Origin of the sequence: Flagellimonas flava, from assembly GCF_900129665.1 — a bacterium.
GTDB classification, from domain to species: Bacteria; Bacteroidota; Bacteroidia; order Flavobacteriales; family Flavobacteriaceae; genus Flagellimonas; species Flagellimonas flava.
On the sequence record NZ_FQWL01000002.1, the window covers coordinates 195796 to 213661 of the forward strand.

The following is a 17866-nucleotide window of genomic DNA, read 5'->3' on the forward strand; positions in this document are numbered from 1 at the left end:
AATAGCCAATAGACCAGTCAAGGAGGGGCTTTCATCTTATATACCCACCAACATCCAGATAGCCATAGCCAGCATAATGGCATTCTCAATAAATGTGGCTTCTGTCATTGGGAGCTTTAGGGCCGTACCCAAACAGGCACATCTAATCTTCTTTTTATCAAGAAGCGTTTTGGTCACCCCAATGGTGGTAATTCCCAAAACAACGATTGTGGCGATTAGGGCAAAGGGGATATCGAGTCGCAATAAAAACAACAATCCCAATCCCAACTCAATAAATGGATACAACCAACCATACATGGGCACAACTTTCGCCAAGGGGTCGTACATTCCAAAACTGGCCGGGAAGTTTTTCAGGTCCAAAAACTTAAAAAAGCTGAAAACAATGTAGAAAAGCCCCATGAAGTCCAGCATCGCTTCCGACATATCCCAGTTATCGATATGCATCAGGATTGCTGCGGCAAACAAGTAGGCAAAAATCAAAAACAATGGTTTAAGCTGCGTCCATTTGGACTTTTCTTCTGCATTTACTTCCTGTTTGGGAACCAATTGCTCCCTGGAAATGGAATACTTTTTAGGCAGCACCGCTCTTAGCCCGGAGAGCTTGATATGGTTATCCATCTGAATGGCCGCTCTAGCTTTTTCCAGGTCTATGGACACTCCCTTCACCCCTTCTACGGTCAGCAACCTTTCCTTCACCGAAGCCACACATCCCTGACAGGTCATTCCTTTTATGGTATAGGTATGCTCCATCAATGTTTGCCACTATCGTCCGAATTATCCTCTCGGTACTTACAGCAAGGGTGGATTTTATCATAAGCTTCCTCACTGGCCTTGAGTTCTTTGGTATCATGACCTGCCTCCACAATTGCCGTCTTTATTTTCATGGCATCCGTTTTTCGCTCGTCCATAATCAACGACAACTGGTGTGTGGGAATATCCCAGCTAGCATACTTAACGCCAGGAACACCCAATGCGGCCTTTTCAATTCTAGCCTTGCACATGAGACATTTTCCGTTAACATCCATAAGCAGCTTCTTGTTCTTTTCTTGGGAAAAACCAACTGTAGAAGCCAACACAAATAACAAAATCAGTACTCTATTTTTCATTGTATTAATTGTTTATTATGATTTAAATCTAAAACCTGCATAGACCATACGTCCAAAAATTGGGGCGTACACTATGGTTGTGTCAAAATTTGTTCCAAAAGGATCCTGTGACCCCAAAACAGGATTGTCTTGTCTAAAATCTGTTAAGTTTTCGCCTCCCAAATACACCTCAAAACGTTTGGAAAATACCTTGGTCACTTGTGCATTCATTAGACTATAACCATCTGCAAAATCTCCCAGTTGAAGATTAACGGGGTTGGCCGATGTGTCTGGTAGACGTTGTTCTCCCAAAGCATGTAAGGTATAGTCAAATCGCCATTGGGAACCATTGTCCGACGGTTGGGTATTATACCCCACATTGGCAAAAAAACGGTGTCTTGCCTGCAACGGCTTTTGCAATAACCCAGTTTGATAATCCGTCTTGACATCATAGAATTTATAAGCCGTTCGCACCTCTAATCTCGGAAGCAACTCATGGTTAAGTTCTACTTGAAGGCTGTTGGCATAGCTCTTCCCGTCCAAATTGGAAAAAATCACCTCTCTTGGGTTTTCCCAATCCACCACAATTTGGTTGTCAAAATCGGTGCGGTAAAAGTCCACTGAAAAGTTGCCCGGTCTATCAAAAAGTGAAAAACCTTGCAAAAAACTCAATCCATAGTTCACCGCCTTTTCTGCATCGAAACCATAGATATTACCTCCATTACCGTTTAAAATCAAATTTCTGGATGACGCAAAGAGTCTCTGGTTTTCAGCAAAAATATTAGGAGCCCGTCTACCAATCCCAAAAGAACCTCTTAGACTACCCTTCTCCCAAGGTGTGTACCGAATGTGAAATCTTGGGGTAACAAAATTTCCCAACCTGTTATGGGTATCCACGCGAAGTCCCGCGGTAAAACTCACCTTTTCCAAATTGGTATGGTTGAATTCAAAAAAGGCGCCTGCCGAACGGTCTACACGCTCAAAATTCTGGTTGTTTACCACTTCATCATACCCGTCATACGCGAATGTCAATCCAGCGGTAAACTTGTTTTTGGTATTCCCGATAATTGAATTGAACAAAAGATTGGAATAAATACTCTGATGATCAATATCATACACATTGAAACCATAGTAAGAATCCTGATTGTGGTTGCTATATGAAGCCTGAAAGCCCATGCTCTGGAAAGGAAGGTTTGGAAACACATAACCCAGTTTGAAAGACCCATCCACACGTTTGGTATCTATTTCGCTCCCCCATGCGTTTGTGGTAAAGCGATCGCCCTCTGGGTCAAAACCTTCTTGCCCAATCTGTTTTTCATCATTCAAAAACCGAAAATTGAAAAAGCTCACCCAGCCTTTTTCAGGGTCTTGGTATTGCCATCGGTTCATGATGTTGATTTGGTTGGAAAGTGGATTATCCAAAAAACCATCGTTATTATTATCCACTTCCACATCCCGTCTATTTCCATGAAGGTACAGTCCCGTACTCCAGCGATCAGACAGTTTGGTATTCAGGTGGGTATTCAATTCCAACCGCCCGTTCACATTGGCATAACCATTTATAAAAATGGGCGTATCGGTCAGTGGTTTTTGAAGTTCGGTATTGATTTGTCCCGAAATGCTCTCATAGCCGTTGACCACACTACCTGCACCTTTGGTAATCTGAATACTTTCTACCCAGGTGCCAGGAGTGAAGGTAAGTCCAAAAACCTGCGAAGCACCACGCACCATGGGAATGTTCTCCTGGGTAATCAAGAGGTAAGGACTTGTAAGTCCCAACATCTGGATTTGCTTGGTTCCGGTAAGGGCGTCATTAAAATTGACATCGATAGCCGGATTGGTCTCAAAACTTTCTGAGAGGTTACAGCATGCGGCCTTCAGCAGCTCCGCACTGTTCACGGTCACCACATTTTGGGGAGCAAAGTACGCTTTCTGAACAGCATCACGTTCTCTTTCCACCACCACTTCGTCCAGTTGGTTGGTGGGCTGCAACCAATGATGGACCATTTTAGGTTCATTTATGGTCAACGTGTCCGATTTGAAGCCCACATAACTAATAATGAGCTTATTGTGTTCCTTGGTATAAGGAATGCTAAAGGTTCCGTTTTCTTGGGTTATGGTACCTATTTGCGAGTTCATCCAGTACACATTGGCGCCGGATAACCCTATATGTTTGTTCTCCTTATTGGCCTCCATAACCATGCCCTCGATTTTGTCCTGGGCGGTTACGAGTAAGGGAAGCCAAACTATAAGTATTAAAATATATTTCATTTGATGTATTAACGATTATGGGTTTGAAACAATCCATTCTGCCCGACTTATAAAGGTTAAGACGGGAAATTGTGCAAACGCGCTACATCAAATTAAAAAAACCTGATCCAGGATATGGATATCTCTGGTAATGATTGGTGGTGGGTATTCTGCATTTGTAACCGGACGGTCTTGAAGCGGAAGGAACAAATGAAGATAGAATTGGGTAAAAGCAACCAGAAACATCTGATGCTCCAAATCCAAATCGACCGATGAATGCTTCAAATCATCCTGCCCGGTAATGGTAAAGGATTCATCATCACAGCAGTGGTTATCCGATTCCTTTTTATCAAAAGCCTCCATGGCCAATTCCATGCCACAATCCTCTGCTTCGGTGAAAAGGGATACGTCCATAACACGTCCCATGCACAAGTGTTTGTCCACCGTCCAAGAAACGGTCGAGAGCAATACCAATGTGGCAAGTAGGACTGATGCTATTTTATGGAATAATCCTTTCACAAAGACAAAATTACCAAATAATTCAGATGAAGTCATAAATAACAACTTTCATTAACTAAACTTTAGTGCTTTACAATCGTAATTTTGGTGGTTTTATCCGACCCATAATATCGGTTTGAAATACATTTGTAAAAAAACGAATATGCTTGAATCCTTAAAATCGGAAGTAGCGGCGATTTTAAAAGATAGTGATAAAACGGTGGACAGCCGCCTTCAAGTAGTCTGCGAGCTATTAAGAAAATCGATTCCTTACTATGACTGGGTCGGGTTTTACTTTAAGAATGGGGATAAGCAGGAACTTAAATTGGGGCCCTACGCCGGTGAACCCACTGACCACACCATTATTCCTTTTGGCAAAGGCATCTGCGGGCAGGTAGCCATTAGTAATGAGAATTTTGTTGTTCCGGATGTCGCTGCACAGGATAATTATATTGCCTGCAGCATCACAGTAAAATCGGAAATTGTCATCCCTTTATTTCTTAACGGAGAAAATATTGGCCAAATCGATATCGACTCCAACACTCCGGACCCTTTTACAGAGGCCGATGAGCGCTTTTTGGAATTTGTAAACCAAAAAGTAGCCGAAATTCTTTAAAACTAAAGGGTTTTTGTTGATAACACGGCTCACTTTTTACTAACAAAAAATTTACTTTTGTGTGCTTAAGAAATTGATTTTTAAGACACCAATGAACACCGCCAAAAAAGCCACCGCCGCACTGATTTCCGTTTTTCACAAAGACGGATTGGAACCCATCGTAAAAAAACTTGATGAGCTAGGGGTTACACTCTATTCCACGGGAGGAACTGAAAAATTCATTAGGGATTTAGGTATCAATGTGGTGCCTGTTGAAGAGGTGACCAGTTATCCATCCATTTTGGGAGGACGCGTAAAAACGCTTCATCCCAAAGTTTTTGGGGGCATTTTGAACCGCCAGGACCATGAAGGTGATGTCGCCCAAATGGACGAATTCGATATTCCACAACTGGACATTGTCATTGTGGACCTCTATCCTTTTGAAAAAACGGTCGAAAGCGGTGCTTCAGAACAGGATATTATCGAAAAAATCGACATCGGGGGAATTTCCCTGATTCGGGCTGCTGCTAAAAACTTCAAGGATGTACTCTGCGTGTCTTCCATGGAAGATTACCAAGATTTTTTGAACGTTATTTCCGAAGGAAACGGTGTTACCGGCTTGGAGGATAGAAAACGATTTGCCACCAAGGCGTTCAATGTTTCCTCACATTACGATTCGGCCATCTTCAATTACTTTAATTCGGAAGGAAATGAAACGGCCTTAAAAATCAGTGAGCAATCCGGAAAGGTGCTACGGTACGGGGAAAACCCTCATCAACAAGGTATTTTCTTTGGTGATTTTGATGCCATGTTCTCCAAGTTGCACGGTAAGGAGCTGTCATATAATAATCTCTTAGATGTGGATGCCGCGGTGAATTTAATGGGTGAATTTGCGCAGGACGACCCCACTTTTGCCATTTTAAAACACAATAACGCCTGTGGACTGGCTACCCGGGCCACCATAAAACAAGCTTACGTGGATGCCTTGGCCGGAGATCCTGTTTCTGCGTTTGGTGGAATCCTCATCTCCAATGTTGAGATTGATGCTCCTACAGCTGAGGAAATCCATAAATTGTTCTGTGAAGTGGTCATCGCTCCAAGTTATTCTGATGAAGCTTTGGAAATCCTGAAAGGCAAGAAAAACCGAATTATCCTTATCCAAAATGAGGTAGCACTTCCCGAAAAACTGGTAAGAACCTGCCTGAATGGTATTTTGGTGCAGGACAAGGATTTTAAAACAGACACCGCTGACCAACTCAATCCGGTGACAACGCTAAAACCCTCTACGGAGGAAATCGAAAATCTTATCTTCGCCTCCAAACTGTGCAAACACACCAAGAGCAACACCATTGTTTTGGCAAAGAACAAACAACTGTGCGCCAGTGGTACGGGCCAGACTTCCAGGGTGGATGCTCTGAACCAAGCGATTCACAAGGCAAAATCGTTCAATTTTAACCTAGATGGCTCGGTTATGGCCAGTGATGCTTTCTTCCCATTCCCTGATTGTGTGGAGATTGCGCACAAGGCAGGCATTAAAAGTGTCATCCAACCTGGGGGGTCCATCAAGGATCAACTAAGTATCGATTATTGCAACGAAAACGGGCTGGCCATGGTAATGACGGGCACGCGGCATTTTAAGCATTAATTTTAGTACATTAGCCGATAAAATTTACCGTTAATCTAAAAAACCAAACTTTTCTATGGGATTTTTTGATTTCATGACCGAGGAAATAGCCATTGACCTCGGAACTGCAAATACCCTTATCATACATTTGGATAAAGTTGTAGTGGACAGTCCTTCCATTGTTGCCCGAGATCGAGTCTCAGGCAAGATAATAGCCGTGGGCAGGGAGGCCAATATGATGCAGGGAAAAACCCATGAAAACATTAAGACCATTAGACCCTTGAAGGATGGTGTAATTGCCGACTTTGATGCCTCGGAAAAGATGATCAATATGTTCATCAAAAACATCCCGGCCTTAAAGAAAAAATGGTTTCCACCAGCCCTAAGGATGGTCATCTGCATTCCCTCTGGGATTACAGAAGTGGAAATGCGAGCGGTTAGGGAATCTGCCGAACGTGTGAATGGAAAAGAGGTCTACCTGATTCATGAACCTATGGCGGCCGCTATCGGTATCGGATTGGATATTATGCAGCCCAAGGGCAATATGATTGTGGATATAGGTGGAGGAACCACCGAGATTGCCGTGATTGCACTTGGCGGTATTGTTTGCGACAAATCCGTGAAAATTGCGGGTGATGTCTTTACCAATGACATCATTTACTATATGCGCACCCAGCACAACCTTTATGTTGGGGAGAGTACGGCGGAAGCCATCAAAATTGAGATAGGTTCCGCGACCGAAGACCTTAAATCCCCACCGGATGACAAATCCATTCAAGGACGGGACTTGCTCACAGGAAAACCTAAGCAGGTGCAGGTTTCGTACAGAGAGATAGCCAAAGCTTTGGACAAAAGTATATTGCGTGTTGAGGATGCCGTTATGGAAACCCTTTCACAAACTCCGCCAGAACTGGCAGCTGATATCTACAATACCGGTATTTATTTAGCAGGGGGTGGCTCAATGCTGCGCGGATTGGATAGAAGATTATCACAAAAAACAGATTTACCAGTTTATATCGCCGAGGACCCTTTAAGAGCAGTGGTTCGAGGAACCGGTATTGCGCTTAAAAACTTGGAGCGCTATAAAAGTATTTTGATCAAATAATCCGGTTGCCCCTGCCGGTCATGGCCCATTTGAAAGTTCATTAACTTTCGTAATGATACAATTGCATGCAGCGCATCATCAATTTTATTTTAAGTTATAGAAATGCGTTTCTCTATGGCCTTCTCATGGTCATTTCACTGGCACTTACCATACGATCACACTCTTACCATCAATCCAAGTTTTTTAATTCCTCCAAATGGATTTCGGGCAACATCTATGGGACAGCAGCCAACATCTCATCCTATTTTTCCCTAAGGGAGGAGAATCAAAGATTGGTAACGGAAAACGAAGCATTGCGAAGGTTACTCTTCAATTATGGCAAGGTTTCTTTGGAGAAGAAACAAGATTCCTCCAATTTGGCTTTGACCTACGAGGTAATTAGTGCAGACGTGGTTAAAAACAGCTTTTCATCCCCCCGGAACTATCTCACTATCAACAAGGGAAGCAATGATGGAATTGAGCAAGACATGGGGGTCATCACCACCAGTGGTATTTTGGGGATTGTGGAAAATACCTCAACCCATTTTTCCACAGTACAAAGTGTACTGAACACCAAATCCAATATCAACGCCAAAATCAAAAACACGGATTATTTTGGTTCCTTAACCTGGAATGTAGGGGATTACAATGTGGTTCAGCTTGTGGATATTCCAAGGTTGGTTCCCCTCGTTGTTGGTGACACCATTGTGACTGGCGCCATGTCCAGTATTTTTCCAGAGAACATCCCAATTGGGATTATCAAACGATATGATCTGGACAACTCCAAAAGCTTTTACAATATTGATGTGGAATTGTTTAATGATATGGCCAACATCAAAAACGTATATCTGATCACCAACAAGTACAAAGAGGAAATTAGGGAACTACAAGCTCAAACGGAAGATGAATAGCACCTTGTTTTTAAATGGTTTACGGTTTGTGTTGCTTGTGCTCACCCAGGTACTCATATTCAACACCTTAAATTTTTTAGGCTTCATCAATCCGTTGGTTTATATCATATTTTTCTATTGGTATCCCATCAAAGGCAATAGGGCCCTATTTATGATCACTGCGTTTTTACTGGGTTTCATGATTGATTTTTTCTCGGACACCCTGGCACTGCATTCCATGGCTTCACTAACGGTTGCATACGCGCGACCCGTTATTATGCGATTTTGTTTTGGTGTTAATTACGAGTTTCAAAACTTCAGTTTCAAGAACACCACCAAGATACAGCGCCTTACCTTTTTAGGGCTGTTGATTCTGCTTCACCAATTGGTATTCTTTACATTTGAGGTATTGAGCCTATCACATTTCCTGCTAATTTTGAAAAAGGTTTTCGCAACAGGTGTTGTAACTTTGGTAATATGTGCGCTTTTCAGTTCACTTTTTAGTCCCCAAACCGAATAAAAATTAGGTTATAGCGTTGAAATAAAAAAGGTCTTCCCTACCAATGGAAAATAAATGAAAAAGTTATTACTCTCGTCCATTATCGTAATTGTTGGTTTTACCTTTATTGGTAGGCTATCCTACTTACAGCTTTTTCGTTTTTCGCCTGATCAGATTTTGGATGACCCAGCCATCAAAAAAATCTACGATTATCCCGAACGCGGTTATATTTATGATAGAAATGGGGAACTGATGGTAGGAAACCAGCCTGCCTATGATGTGATGGTCATTCCAAGGGAGGTAAAACCATTGGACACCCTTGAATTTTGCCAACTCCTAGGAGTTGACAAACCTACCTTCATCAAAAAAATGAAAAAGGCTCGGACATATTCCCCGCGACTACCCTCGGTGCTTGTTCCGCAACTATCCAAGGAGGATTATGCTCGACTTCAGGAGAAAATGCGGCATTTCGAAGGCTTTTATATCCAAAAACGTTCGCTTCGATTTTATACTACCAATAGCTCTGCAAATGTATTGGGCTACATTAGTGAGGTAAACGAGTGGGACCTGGACAACAATCCCTATTATGTGGCAGGAGAACTAAAAGGCCGAACGGGGGTGGAAAAACAATATGAAGAAATACTTAGAGGCCGTAAAGGAGTAAAACATATTCAAAAGGACCGCTTCAACAGGGATATAGGGCCTTACAAAGGAGGTAAATTGGACACCCTTCCTGAACAGGGCAAAGAACTTCGGATTACCATCGATAAAAAACTACAGGAATACGGAGAGCGGTTAATGCACGGAAAGCACGGAGGAGTTGTTGCAATTGAGCCCAAAACAGGTGAAATCTTAACCATGATCTCTGGTCCAACCTATGACCCCTCATTACTTGTTGGTCGCCAACGTTCCAAAAACTATAGCAAACTCCATTACGATTCTATTTCCAAACCTTTGTTTGACCGGTCCATTTCATTTGAAAAAGAACCCGGTTCCCCCTTCAAAACACTGAATGCCCTCGTTGCGCTTCAGGAGGGTGTTATAGAACCAAGCACAAAATTCCGATGCTACAATGGATTCTATGTGGGAAGTCAAAAGAAAGGATGCCACTGCGGCGGGGGCATGAGGGACATGAATTCCGGTATTTATCAGTCTTGCAACGCCTATTTTGCCGGTACGTTTCGAAAAATTTATGGTAAATTCCAAACTACCGATGAGGGCATGGATGTGTGGGAAAAGCACATTGAAAGTTTTGGACTTGGCAACTATCTGGGAACCGACCTGCCTACGGGAAGACCTGGTAGAATCCCTGGAAAAGAGTTTTATGATCGCTGGTACGGTGATGGAAGGTGGTCTTCTTCAACCATAATATCCAATTCCATTGGGCAAGGTGAGGTGGCCGCTACTCCCTTACAATTGGCCAATATGACCGCTGCTATTGCAAATCGAGGTTATTACTACACTCCCCATATCTTAAAAAGCATTGGCAATACCGGCGGGATTGACCCGAAGTATACCGAGCCGCACTACACCACTATCGACCGGAAACATTTTGAACCGGTAGTTGAGGGGATGGCCAATGTGTACAAGTACGGGACTGCAAGATGGGTTCAGATTCCAGATATCAATATTGCTGGAAAAACGGGAACGGTGGAAAACTTCACCCGAATTGATGGCGAAAAGGTGCAGTTAACGGACAATTCTGTTTTTGTGGCTTTTGCCCCCGTGGAAAACCCGAAAATTGCCTTGGCCGTATACATTGAAAATGGTTATTATGGCTCTCGGTACGCTGGCCATATTGCCTCTCTTTTGATTGAAAAATATCTAAAGGGCAAAATCACCCGAAAGGATTTGGAAAAGCGTATGCTCGAAAAAACTTTGGAGCACGAATATGCCAAACCTTTGAGTGGTGAACCGTTCAAGATCAATGAGTATGTCTGGTAGAGGATTATTTGGACGACTAGATTGGCTTACCGTTTTTCTTTATGCGCTTTTGGTTCTTATTGGGTGGGTAAATATTTACTCCACAACCCTAGTTGACCCCAATACCTCAATTTTCGACTTCTCTACCCTTTATGGGAAACAACTTTTCTTTATTGGACTTGCCGGCTTGGGAATAGTTTTCGTCCTATTTATAGAAACCAATTTCTTTGAACGCTTTGCGTCAATTTTTTACATCAGTTCGTTGGTGTTGCTATTGGGTCTTTTTGTGTTTGGCAAAACGATTGCCGGAGCCACATCGTGGTACGATTTGGGATTCTTCAACCTTCAACCTTCAGAATTGGCCAAGGTGACCACTGCGCTGGCATTGGCCAAATATTTAAGTGATATTCAAACTGATATTAAAACCCGGAAACATCAGCTTTATGCATTGGTTGTTATTTTACTTCCGGCCATTTTAATATTGCCACAACCCGACCCAGGAAGTTCATTGATTTATTTTTCGCTCTTCTTTGTGCTTTTCCGTGAAGGGCTTCCACTCTATTATCTTGGTATTTTACTGGTTATGGTCATATTATTTGCCACCACGCTGATGTTTGGAACAGTTTGGGTGGCCATAGGTTTGGCCATCTTCTCTGTCTTGATTTTTGGTCTGAAAAGGAAGTCGGTCAAAATTCCCATCATCCCGTTTATAGCCATAATAGGTGCCTCAGTTCTATTTTCGTTATCAGTTCGATTTGTGTACGAAAACGTCTTTGAACAACGCCACAGAGACCGCTTTGCATTATGGCTGAGTTTGGAAAAGGATGAGAAAAAATTAGAGGAAATTCGAAAAACCATTGGCTATAATACCTATCAGTCCGAAAAGGCCATAGAATCTGGTGGTTTTTTTGGAAAAGGATTTTTGGAGGGAACACGAACCAAGGGGGATTTTGTGCCCGAGCAGCATACGGATTACATCTTTAGTTCGGTTGGGGAAGAATGGGGTTTTATGGGAACCGCAACGGTAATCCTATTGTTCTCTTTTTTCTTTTTGCGATTGATTTTTATCTCCGAACGACAAAAAAGTGATTTTAGCCGAATGTACGGCTATGGGGTGATTTCAATACTATTGATCCATTATTTTATAAATATTGGAATGGTGATAGGACTTCTACCAACCATTGGAGTACCTCTTCCATTTTTTAGCTATGGAGGTTCTGGGCTCATATTTTTTACAATGTTGTTATTTATCTTCCTTAAGTTGGATTCAAATCGTTTGAAGGATGGGATTTAGAACTTCCAGTCTTTTTTATTAACGGCGGTTTCATGTTCTTTTTGCCAACTTTGAGGCATTTTTTCGAAAAAATCAATTCCAGTTATACGTTCAACCTCGTCTACCGAAACAAGAAAGTGATGCAGAGGCTTGGAACTTTCTTGATTGGGTATTACAAACGCCAATACATTCCAACTCTCTTTATTTTTCTTAACCACTAACTTGAAGAACCTCTTTGGAACGTCCACATCTTCGATTCCAATTTCTTCCAATCCATTTTCCAAAACGCCTCCGACAATAATAGTCAGATTCCCATATTTTTTGCACCATTGCCTAATTTGTTGTTCTAAACGGTTCCAAATCCCCGCATTGAACTCCCGATTCTGTGGACTGATATTACTTGTATAAAAGGTTTCGTTATAGGCCTGTTCAGAGAACCTTCGGTCACCGGCCGGACAAAGATGCCCTCGATCGTAACCAGAACCACGATAATTTCGCCAATCCGCGGACTTCGTCTTTACCTTAGGGTCTTCAATAAAATAGGGTCTTTTTCTGTTGTCATAGGTTAAATGCGATTGCTTAAGGGCATAGGCCACCCATTCTGCCTGTTCATAAGGCTCATTATAGGACAACGAATAATAATTATGTGCTACAACCTCAGCCGTGGTCGATTCGGGCAGCAAACTAGACTGGACAAAATTTTCAGCACTATCGGCAACGGGTTCTGAATAGGTATCCGGGGTATAGAAGTTTTCAAAGGCCCAGAAACCCACAATACAAAGAACAAATAAGAGGGTATAAACGGTTTTGTTTTTCATTCCATTTTCAATCTCGGTCTGAATCTTAGGTTTTTTACGAGAATCGCGAATCAAATCTATTAGATCGGTACTAGTCCCAAGTTGTTTTGCGTCGAAAAATTTTAACAAAAAAGCCAACTCCTAGGAGTTGGCTACTTTAATTTTTTAGCAGATAAAACTATCCTTTTACACTGGCCAGCTTTCGCTCGCTGCTTTTAATATTGTTCAACTGAAGATCCCTCAATACGTTCACTGCTTCTTCCACATAGATGTCCTTGGCCAAATTTTTGTGCCAGCGATCTCTTTTCTCCCGAAGTACAGAATCTTGAGTAAACAATTCTGTTTCGTATTTAAGTGACTCAAATGTAAGTTTTGAATCGTATTCCCTTAAGCTCTTGAAATGATCGGAACGTTTTTTTGCGGTTTCCTCGCGTATCTTGTAATCATTATAGTTCAAGGAAATCACGGTTTCGTCCTGTTGCTCTTTCAGCCATTTGGCATTCTCTTCGATTAATTTGATCTGAGGATTATCGGCCATTCTCTTTTTGCTATTCGCAACCGCGGTTTCAAAATCGATATAACCATCCCAAATCTCATAATCAGCAGGAGTAATCTTATCCCATCCCAATGGGTTTTCTTGATCTCTTTCCCCAAGATCGATATAGGAATAACGGTCCGGTACCACAATATCACTTTTTACACCTTCCAATTGGGTGGAACCACCATTGATTCTATAGAATTTCTGGGTGGTAAGCTTAATAGCTCCAAGGTCACCATGCTCATTGCTGCGTACAATGTTATCCAAAGGAATCACATTCTGAACGGTTCCTTTCCCAAAGGTTTGCTTGCTTCCAATCACAACCGCTCTTTTGTAATCCTGCATGGCCGCTGCCAAAATTTCTGAGGCGGAAGCTGAAAGTTCATTCACCAAGATCACCAATGGACCATCCCATTGAATACGTTCATCCTTATCTTCATGTACCTCTTTACGCTGCCCCGAAGATCTAACTTGTACGATGGGGCCATCCTTAATGAACAAACCGGCCATTTCCACAACGGTTTTCAAGGATCCACCGCCATTATCCCTTAAATCAAGTACAATCCCTTCAACACCTGCCTGCTTTAGGCGCTCTACTTCCTTGGCTACATCCGTGGCCGCATTACGTTCGGTATAGTCCTCAAAATCCACATAAAACTTAGGTAGATTAATGAGTCCATATTTATGACTATCCCTTTCCACTGTGGCCGACTTTGCATAGGATTCTTCAAGCAACACCACATCGCGGGTAATGGAAACTTCCTCAACGGTGCCGTCCACTCTTCGTACGGTAAGATCAACCACGGTTCCTTTTGGGCCCTTGATCAATTTTATGGCGTCATCCAAACGCATTCCAACAATGTCGATAGGTTCCTCCCCATCTTGCCCTACTTTTAAAATTTCGTCTCCAACCTCCAGGCTCTGTTCTTTCCAGACCGGTCCTCCAGAGATGATCTCCATGATACGGGCTCCTTCCGGTTTTTTCTGTAGTCTAGCACCAATTCCTTCAAACTTACCAGACATGCCGATATCGAACTTCTCCTTGTCATCCGGTGCAAAATAGAAGGTATGTGGATCAAACTCGTCAACAATAGTGTTGATGTATTGTACAAACCAATCCTTACGTTCCAAATCCTCTATGAAATCAAAGAACTCATCCAAGGTGTTTTTGGTATTCTCTCTGGCCTCGGCTTCTGTGGCCGCCTCATCAATACTATTGGAAATATCTTCCAACGTCATTACCTCAGTTACAACACCGGTTTTGGTAAGCTGGTCTGCCTCGGCAATTCTATTTTCCGCCTTATTATCAAAAATACCTAGCGTATTGTATTTTAATTGTTTTCTCCAACGCTCCTTCAATTGCTTTTTGTTGGCAGCATATTCTTGATCCTTGTAATCGATATTAATAGTCTCCTGTGTAGTATAATCAAAAGGTTGAGACAATACTTCCTTATAGATTTCTTGGGCTTCGTCCATACGTTTCATCAAACGTTGGTACACCACATTGAAGAAGGTAATATCGGTGTTCTTGATCTCATCATCGATCATGAACCTGTACTTTTCAAATTCCCTGACATCACTGGCCAAGAAATACCTTTTTGTAGGGTCCAAAATATCTATGAAATCGTCAAATACATTGGAAGAGAAGTTATCGTTAAGGTTTTTGGGTTCGTAGTGACCACGCTCGAGCACGTAGGTAATAAGGTCCAATAGCAATTTATCCTTATCATCGTTCTCAAACGATTTGTTTGTAAAACTGCAGGAAGCTACCGCCACAAGAATTACCAAAAGGGCCAAGGTGAAATTCTTTTTCATAAATAAGGTCGTTTAATTGGGACGAAATTCGCTGGTCCTTCAATACCAAAACATCATTCCTTCATCCTCCGTTTCTACTTGTATGAATTCCCTAAGATACTGAAAAAACCGTGCCACACAGGCTTGCTGCTTTTAATTTTTTGTTAAACGCACACGGCATCATATCCTTATGAAAAACGTATTTTTACGGTAATAATTATACAAAATGAAAAAACCGCTTATCCTGGTCACCAATGATGATGGAATTACGGCACCTGGATTAAGGTCTTTAATACGAATTATGAAGGAGATTGGAGAGGTTGTGGTGGTAGCCCCCGACAGCCCACAATCTGGAATGGGACATGCCATCACCATTGATAGCACGCTTTACTCCAAACAGGTTGTCATTGATCAAAAAGAAGGTGCCCCTCGTGAATACAGCTGCAGTGGAACCCCCGCAGATTGTGTAAAACTAGGGCTTCAAGAAATTTTGGACAGAAAACCGGACATCTGTGTTAGCGGTATCAACCACGGTTCCAATTCGTCCATAAACGTGATTTATTCCGGTACCATGAGTGCCGCCATTGAGGCCGGAATTGAGGGTATTCCCGCAATAGGTTTTTCTTTGTGCGACTATTCATGGGAGGCCAACTTTGACCACGCTAAAAATTCCGTAAAAAAAATTGTTGTTGAAGCGCTCAATCATGGAATTCCGCGAGGAACGGTGCTCAATGTGAATATTCCAAAAACCAAAGAACAACCGAAAGGCATAAAAGTTTGCAGACAGGCACGGGCCAACTGGAAGGAACAATTCGACAAGCGCACAAGTCCTACCGGCAAGGACTATTATTGGTTAACAGGTGAGTTTGAATTATTGGACAAAGGAGAGGATACGGACGAATGGGCCCTGTCACAGGGTTACGTTTCAGTAGTGCCCACACAATTTGATCTTACGGCGCATCACGCCATACCACAAATAAACAATTGGAGCTTGAATGAATAAAAAAGAAGTTTTAATCGGATTGGCCGTGGGCATCATTGCCAATACTTTAGGAACCCTGGGATACATTTTGATTTTTTCCGATTTAGGAATAGTGGAAACCTTCGAAGCTGCCATTTCACAAGGGCATATTGGGAGTCTGCTCGCCCTTGGGGCTATCTTAAACTTGGTAGCCTTTTTCGGGTTCTTGAGGTTAAAAAGAGACTATAGGGCTAGAGGAGTCATGATTGCCACTTTGTTGACCGCCCTTGTCATCCTTTATTACAAAATATTTAAGTAAACTTGGTTTCAATGGCGCACTTTTCCCTATGAAGTACTATATCATTGCTGGCGAAGCCTCTGGGGATCTCCACGGATCCAATTTGATCAAGGCCATTAAAAAAAAGGACCTTGACGCCCAAATACGATGTTGGGGCGGGGACCTTATGCAAGAAGCAGGAGGAGCTTTGGCCAAGCACTATAAGGATATGGCTTTCATGGGGTTTTTGGAGGTCATTAAAAACATCCCGACCATTTTTAAGAACATTTCCTTTTGCAAGGAAGATATTGAGCGATTCAATCCAGACGTGGTTATTTTTATTGATTTTTCTGGATTCAATCTGCGCATCGCCAAATGGGCCAAGAAAAAAGGGTACCGAACCAATTATTACATCTCGCCACAAATATGGGCCTCGAGAGAAGGTAGGATCAAAAAAATTAAACGGGATATTGACCAAATGCACGTTATCCTTCCCTTCGAAAAGGATTTCTATGAAAAAAAACACGCTTATCCCGTTCATTTTGTTGGTCATCCATTAATAGATGCCATAGAAAATACTTCTATAGTGGATGAAGCCCAATTTCGTGCGGAAAACGGATTGGACCATAACAAGCCCCTTGTTGCCCTGCTTCCAGGAAGTAGAAAACAAGAGGTACAGAAGATGCTTTCCCTAATGCTCTCCGTAAAGAAGGATTTTCAGGCATACCAGTTTGTGATTGCGGGTGCACCCAGTTTGCCGGATGCTTTTTACGAACCTTTCCTCGAAGGTAATCAAGTAAGCTACGTATCCAACCAGACCTATTCCTTATTGAAACACTCCCATGCAGCATTGGTCACCAGCGGAACGGCTACTTTGGAGACTGCCCTATTCAGCATCCCTCAAGTAGTGTGTTATAGAGGCAACTGGATTTCGTACCAAATTGCAAAACGCATCATTACCTTGGATTTTATTTCATTGGTCAATTTAATTATGGGAAAAGAAGTGGTTAAAGAACTCATTCAAAATGACTTAACCACCGCGAATCTAAAGTTGGAGCTTGGCAAGATTGTTGAAGGTCCAAAGAGAGAACAAATTTTGGAGGACTATAGGATTTTGAGGGGAAAATTAGGCGGAAAAGGTGCCAGTCAATTAGCAGCCCAATTAATCGTTGAAAATGCTTAATTTATGGCCACAAGTCTTAAAACCTACTTTTAAATGTTACGCAAAGCACTTTACTTTTTAGCGCTTTTGGTTCTTTTTGGTTGTGGCGCCAAGAAAAAAAGAACCTATAGCAAGACCAGGACCGTTACGGTAGAAGCCTCCAAAGAGGAACCTGTGGTCCCAGAGGAGCCTTCAAGAAAAGAAAAACGAAAAAACCTAAAAGCTGAAAGCGTTGTGGAAACAGCAATGGCTTTTTCAGGTACTCGTTACCGATTTGGCGGCACTACAAAAAAAGGAATGGACTGCTCAGGTCTTGTGTTTGTATCCCTTCAGGAGAACGATATTGAGTTTCCACGGGTCTCCTATCAAATGGCGGAACGTGGAAAACGTATTAAGGTGAAGCAGGTACAGAAGGGAGACCTACTTTTTTTCAAGACCGGTAAAAACAGAAAGCGGATCAATCATGTGGGATTGGTTGTGGATGTCAAGGGAGATGACATTAAGTTCATTCATTCCACATCCTCTCGCGGGGTAATTGTTTCTTCCCTTCGGGAAGGGTATTGGAACTATGCTTTTGTGAGGGCCACCCGCATCCTGTAAATGCTCCACTTCAATT

Annotated in this window: 17 protein-coding genes; 11 read left to right on the top strand and 6 right to left on the bottom strand. The window is 42.3% G+C overall.

The features are described 5' to 3' along the window. Positions 1–36: 36 nt before the first annotated feature. The 4 genes from BUC10_RS06660 to BUC10_RS06675 all read right to left on the bottom strand — a co-directional run bounded on the left by BUC10_RS06660 (position 37) and on the right by BUC10_RS06675 (position 3854). Positions 37–750: a heavy-metal-associated domain-containing protein gene (locus tag BUC10_RS06660; protein ID WP_073177632.1), complete on the bottom strand. Its 714-nt coding sequence runs from the start codon at positions 748–750 to the stop codon at positions 37–39. After that, a complete protein-coding gene (locus tag BUC10_RS06665; RefSeq protein WP_073177634.1) occupies positions 750–1106 on the bottom strand; it encodes a heavy-metal-associated domain-containing protein in 357 nt (118 codons plus the stop codon). The genes BUC10_RS06660 and BUC10_RS06665 overlap by 1 nt, the downstream gene beginning before the upstream one ends. Before the next feature lie 15 nt (positions 1107–1121). After that, a complete protein-coding gene (locus tag BUC10_RS06670; RefSeq protein WP_073177636.1) occupies positions 1122–3356 on the bottom strand; it encodes a TonB-dependent receptor in 2235 nt (744 codons plus the stop codon). An 87-nt stretch (positions 3357–3443) separates the two neighbouring features. Beyond that, positions 3444–3854: an HYC_CC_PP family protein gene (locus BUC10_RS06675; protein WP_073178837.1), complete on the bottom strand. Its 411-nt coding sequence runs from the start codon at positions 3852–3854 to the stop codon at positions 3444–3446. A 142-nt stretch (positions 3855–3996) separates the two neighbouring features. Here BUC10_RS06675 and BUC10_RS06680 point away from each other — a divergent pair, with 142 nt between their 5' ends. The 7 genes from BUC10_RS06680 (at position 3997) to rodA (ending at position 11742) form a co-directional block, all read left to right on the top strand. Further along, positions 3997–4449 (top strand): GAF domain-containing protein, encoded by a 453-nt coding sequence (locus BUC10_RS06680; protein WP_073177638.1) that lies wholly within the window; start codon positions 3997–3999, stop codon positions 4447–4449. Positions 4450–4540: 91 nt separating this feature from the next. After that, complete coding sequence (gene purH / locus BUC10_RS06685; protein WP_073177640.1) at positions 4541–6073, top strand: bifunctional phosphoribosylaminoimidazolecarboxamide formyltransferase/IMP cyclohydrolase; 1533 nt, start codon at positions 4541–4543, stop codon at positions 6071–6073. Positions 6074–6128: 55 nt separating this feature from the next. Next, on the top strand, positions 6129–7157 hold the full coding sequence (locus tag BUC10_RS06690) for a rod shape-determining protein (RefSeq protein WP_036380166.1): 1029 nt from the start codon (positions 6129–6131) through the stop codon (positions 7155–7157). Between the two features lie 65 nt (positions 7158–7222). After that, complete coding sequence (mreC, locus tag BUC10_RS06695; RefSeq protein ID WP_073177642.1) at positions 7223–8047, top strand: rod shape-determining protein MreC; 825 nt, start codon at positions 7223–7225, stop codon at positions 8045–8047. Beyond that, the gene (locus BUC10_RS06700; protein WP_073177645.1) at positions 8040–8546 is read left to right on the top strand and encodes a rod shape-determining protein MreD; all 507 of its coding nucleotides are present in this window, start codon (positions 8040–8042) and stop codon (positions 8544–8546) included. Before mreC ends, BUC10_RS06700 begins: the two co-directional genes overlap by 8 nt. A 54-nt stretch (positions 8547–8600) precedes the next feature. Continuing rightward, a complete protein-coding gene (locus BUC10_RS06705) occupies positions 8601–10469 on the top strand; it encodes a peptidoglycan D,D-transpeptidase FtsI family protein (RefSeq protein ID WP_073177647.1) in 1869 nt (622 codons plus the stop codon). Next, entirely contained in the window at positions 10459–11742 is a 1284-nt protein-coding gene (gene rodA / locus BUC10_RS06710; RefSeq protein WP_073177650.1) for a rod shape-determining protein RodA, read from the top strand. Before BUC10_RS06705 ends, rodA begins: the two co-directional genes overlap by 11 nt. Here the strand turns inward: rodA and BUC10_RS06715 are convergent. Then, on the bottom strand, positions 11739–12539 hold the full coding sequence (locus BUC10_RS06715; protein ID WP_073178839.1) for a DNA/RNA non-specific endonuclease: 801 nt from the start codon (positions 12537–12539) through the stop codon (positions 11739–11741). The genes rodA and BUC10_RS06715 overlap by 4 nt on opposite strands. 157 nt (positions 12540–12696) lie before the next feature. Further along, positions 12697–14871 carry a carboxy terminal-processing peptidase gene (locus BUC10_RS06720; RefSeq protein WP_073177652.1) on the bottom strand — a complete coding sequence of 725 codons (2175 nt, stop codon included), beginning with the start codon at positions 14869–14871 and terminating at the stop codon, positions 12697–12699. A 205-nt stretch (positions 14872–15076) separates the two neighbouring features. Here BUC10_RS06720 and surE point away from each other — a divergent pair, with 205 nt between their 5' ends. From surE to BUC10_RS06740, 4 genes are read left to right on the top strand one after another with little or no spacing between them, the layout of a single operon-like run. Continuing rightward, on the top strand, positions 15077–15853 hold the full coding sequence (surE, locus tag BUC10_RS06725; protein ID WP_073177655.1) for a 5'/3'-nucleotidase SurE: 777 nt from the start codon (positions 15077–15079) through the stop codon (positions 15851–15853). Then, complete coding sequence (locus BUC10_RS06730) at positions 15846–16130, top strand: hypothetical protein (RefSeq protein WP_073177657.1); 285 nt, start codon at positions 15846–15848, stop codon at positions 16128–16130. The genes surE and BUC10_RS06730 overlap by 8 nt, the downstream gene beginning before the upstream one ends. A 28-nt stretch (positions 16131–16158) precedes the next feature. Then, entirely contained in the window at positions 16159–17271 is a 1113-nt protein-coding gene (gene lpxB / locus BUC10_RS06735; protein WP_073177659.1) for a lipid-A-disaccharide synthase, read from the top strand. Between the two features lie 33 nt (positions 17272–17304). Continuing rightward, the gene (locus tag BUC10_RS06740; protein WP_073177660.1) at positions 17305–17850 is read left to right on the top strand and encodes a C40 family peptidase; all 546 of its coding nucleotides are present in this window, start codon (positions 17305–17307) and stop codon (positions 17848–17850) included. Positions 17851–17866: the final 16 nt, after the last annotated feature.

What these genes read in the sequence shown, in the direction of transcription:
- BUC10_RS06660 (WP_073177632.1), bottom strand. Translation starts at nt 750, where the DNA reads ATGGAGCATACCTATACCATAAAAGGAATGACCTGTCAGGGATGTGTG.
- BUC10_RS06665 (WP_073177634.1), bottom strand. Translation starts at nt 1,106, where the DNA reads ATGAAAAATAGAGTACTGATTTTGTTATTTGTGTTGGCTTCTACAGTT.
- BUC10_RS06670 (WP_073177636.1), bottom strand. Translation starts at nt 3,356, where the DNA reads ATGAAATATATTTTAATACTTATAGTTTGGCTTCCCTTACTCGTAACC.
- BUC10_RS06680 (WP_073177638.1), top strand. Translation starts at nt 3,997, where the DNA reads ATGCTTGAATCCTTAAAATCGGAAGTAGCGGCGATTTTAAAAGATAGT.
- purH (WP_073177640.1), top strand. Translation starts at nt 4,541, where the DNA reads ATGAACACCGCCAAAAAAGCCACCGCCGCACTGATTTCCGTTTTTCAC.
- BUC10_RS06690 (WP_036380166.1), top strand. Translation starts at nt 6,129, where the DNA reads ATGGGATTTTTTGATTTCATGACCGAGGAAATAGCCATTGACCTCGGA.
- mreC (WP_073177642.1), top strand. Translation starts at nt 7,223, where the DNA reads ATGCAGCGCATCATCAATTTTATTTTAAGTTATAGAAATGCGTTTCTC.
- BUC10_RS06700 (WP_073177645.1), top strand. Translation starts at nt 8,040, where the DNA reads ATGAATAGCACCTTGTTTTTAAATGGTTTACGGTTTGTGTTGCTTGTG.
- BUC10_RS06705 (WP_073177647.1), top strand. Translation starts at nt 8,601, where the DNA reads ATGAAAAAGTTATTACTCTCGTCCATTATCGTAATTGTTGGTTTTACC.
- rodA (WP_073177650.1), top strand. Translation starts at nt 10,459, where the DNA reads ATGTCTGGTAGAGGATTATTTGGACGACTAGATTGGCTTACCGTTTTT.
- BUC10_RS06715 (WP_073178839.1), bottom strand. Translation starts at nt 12,539, where the DNA reads ATGAAAAACAAAACCGTTTATACCCTCTTATTTGTTCTTTGTATTGTG.
- BUC10_RS06720 (WP_073177652.1), bottom strand. Translation starts at nt 14,871, where the DNA reads ATGAAAAAGAATTTCACCTTGGCCCTTTTGGTAATTCTTGTGGCGGTA.
- surE (WP_073177655.1), top strand. Translation starts at nt 15,077, where the DNA reads ATGAAAAAACCGCTTATCCTGGTCACCAATGATGATGGAATTACGGCA.
- BUC10_RS06730 (WP_073177657.1), top strand. Translation starts at nt 15,846, where the DNA reads ATGAATAAAAAAGAAGTTTTAATCGGATTGGCCGTGGGCATCATTGCC.
- lpxB (WP_073177659.1), top strand. Translation starts at nt 16,159, where the DNA reads ATGAAGTACTATATCATTGCTGGCGAAGCCTCTGGGGATCTCCACGGA.
- BUC10_RS06740 (WP_073177660.1), top strand. Translation starts at nt 17,305, where the DNA reads ATGTTACGCAAAGCACTTTACTTTTTAGCGCTTTTGGTTCTTTTTGGT.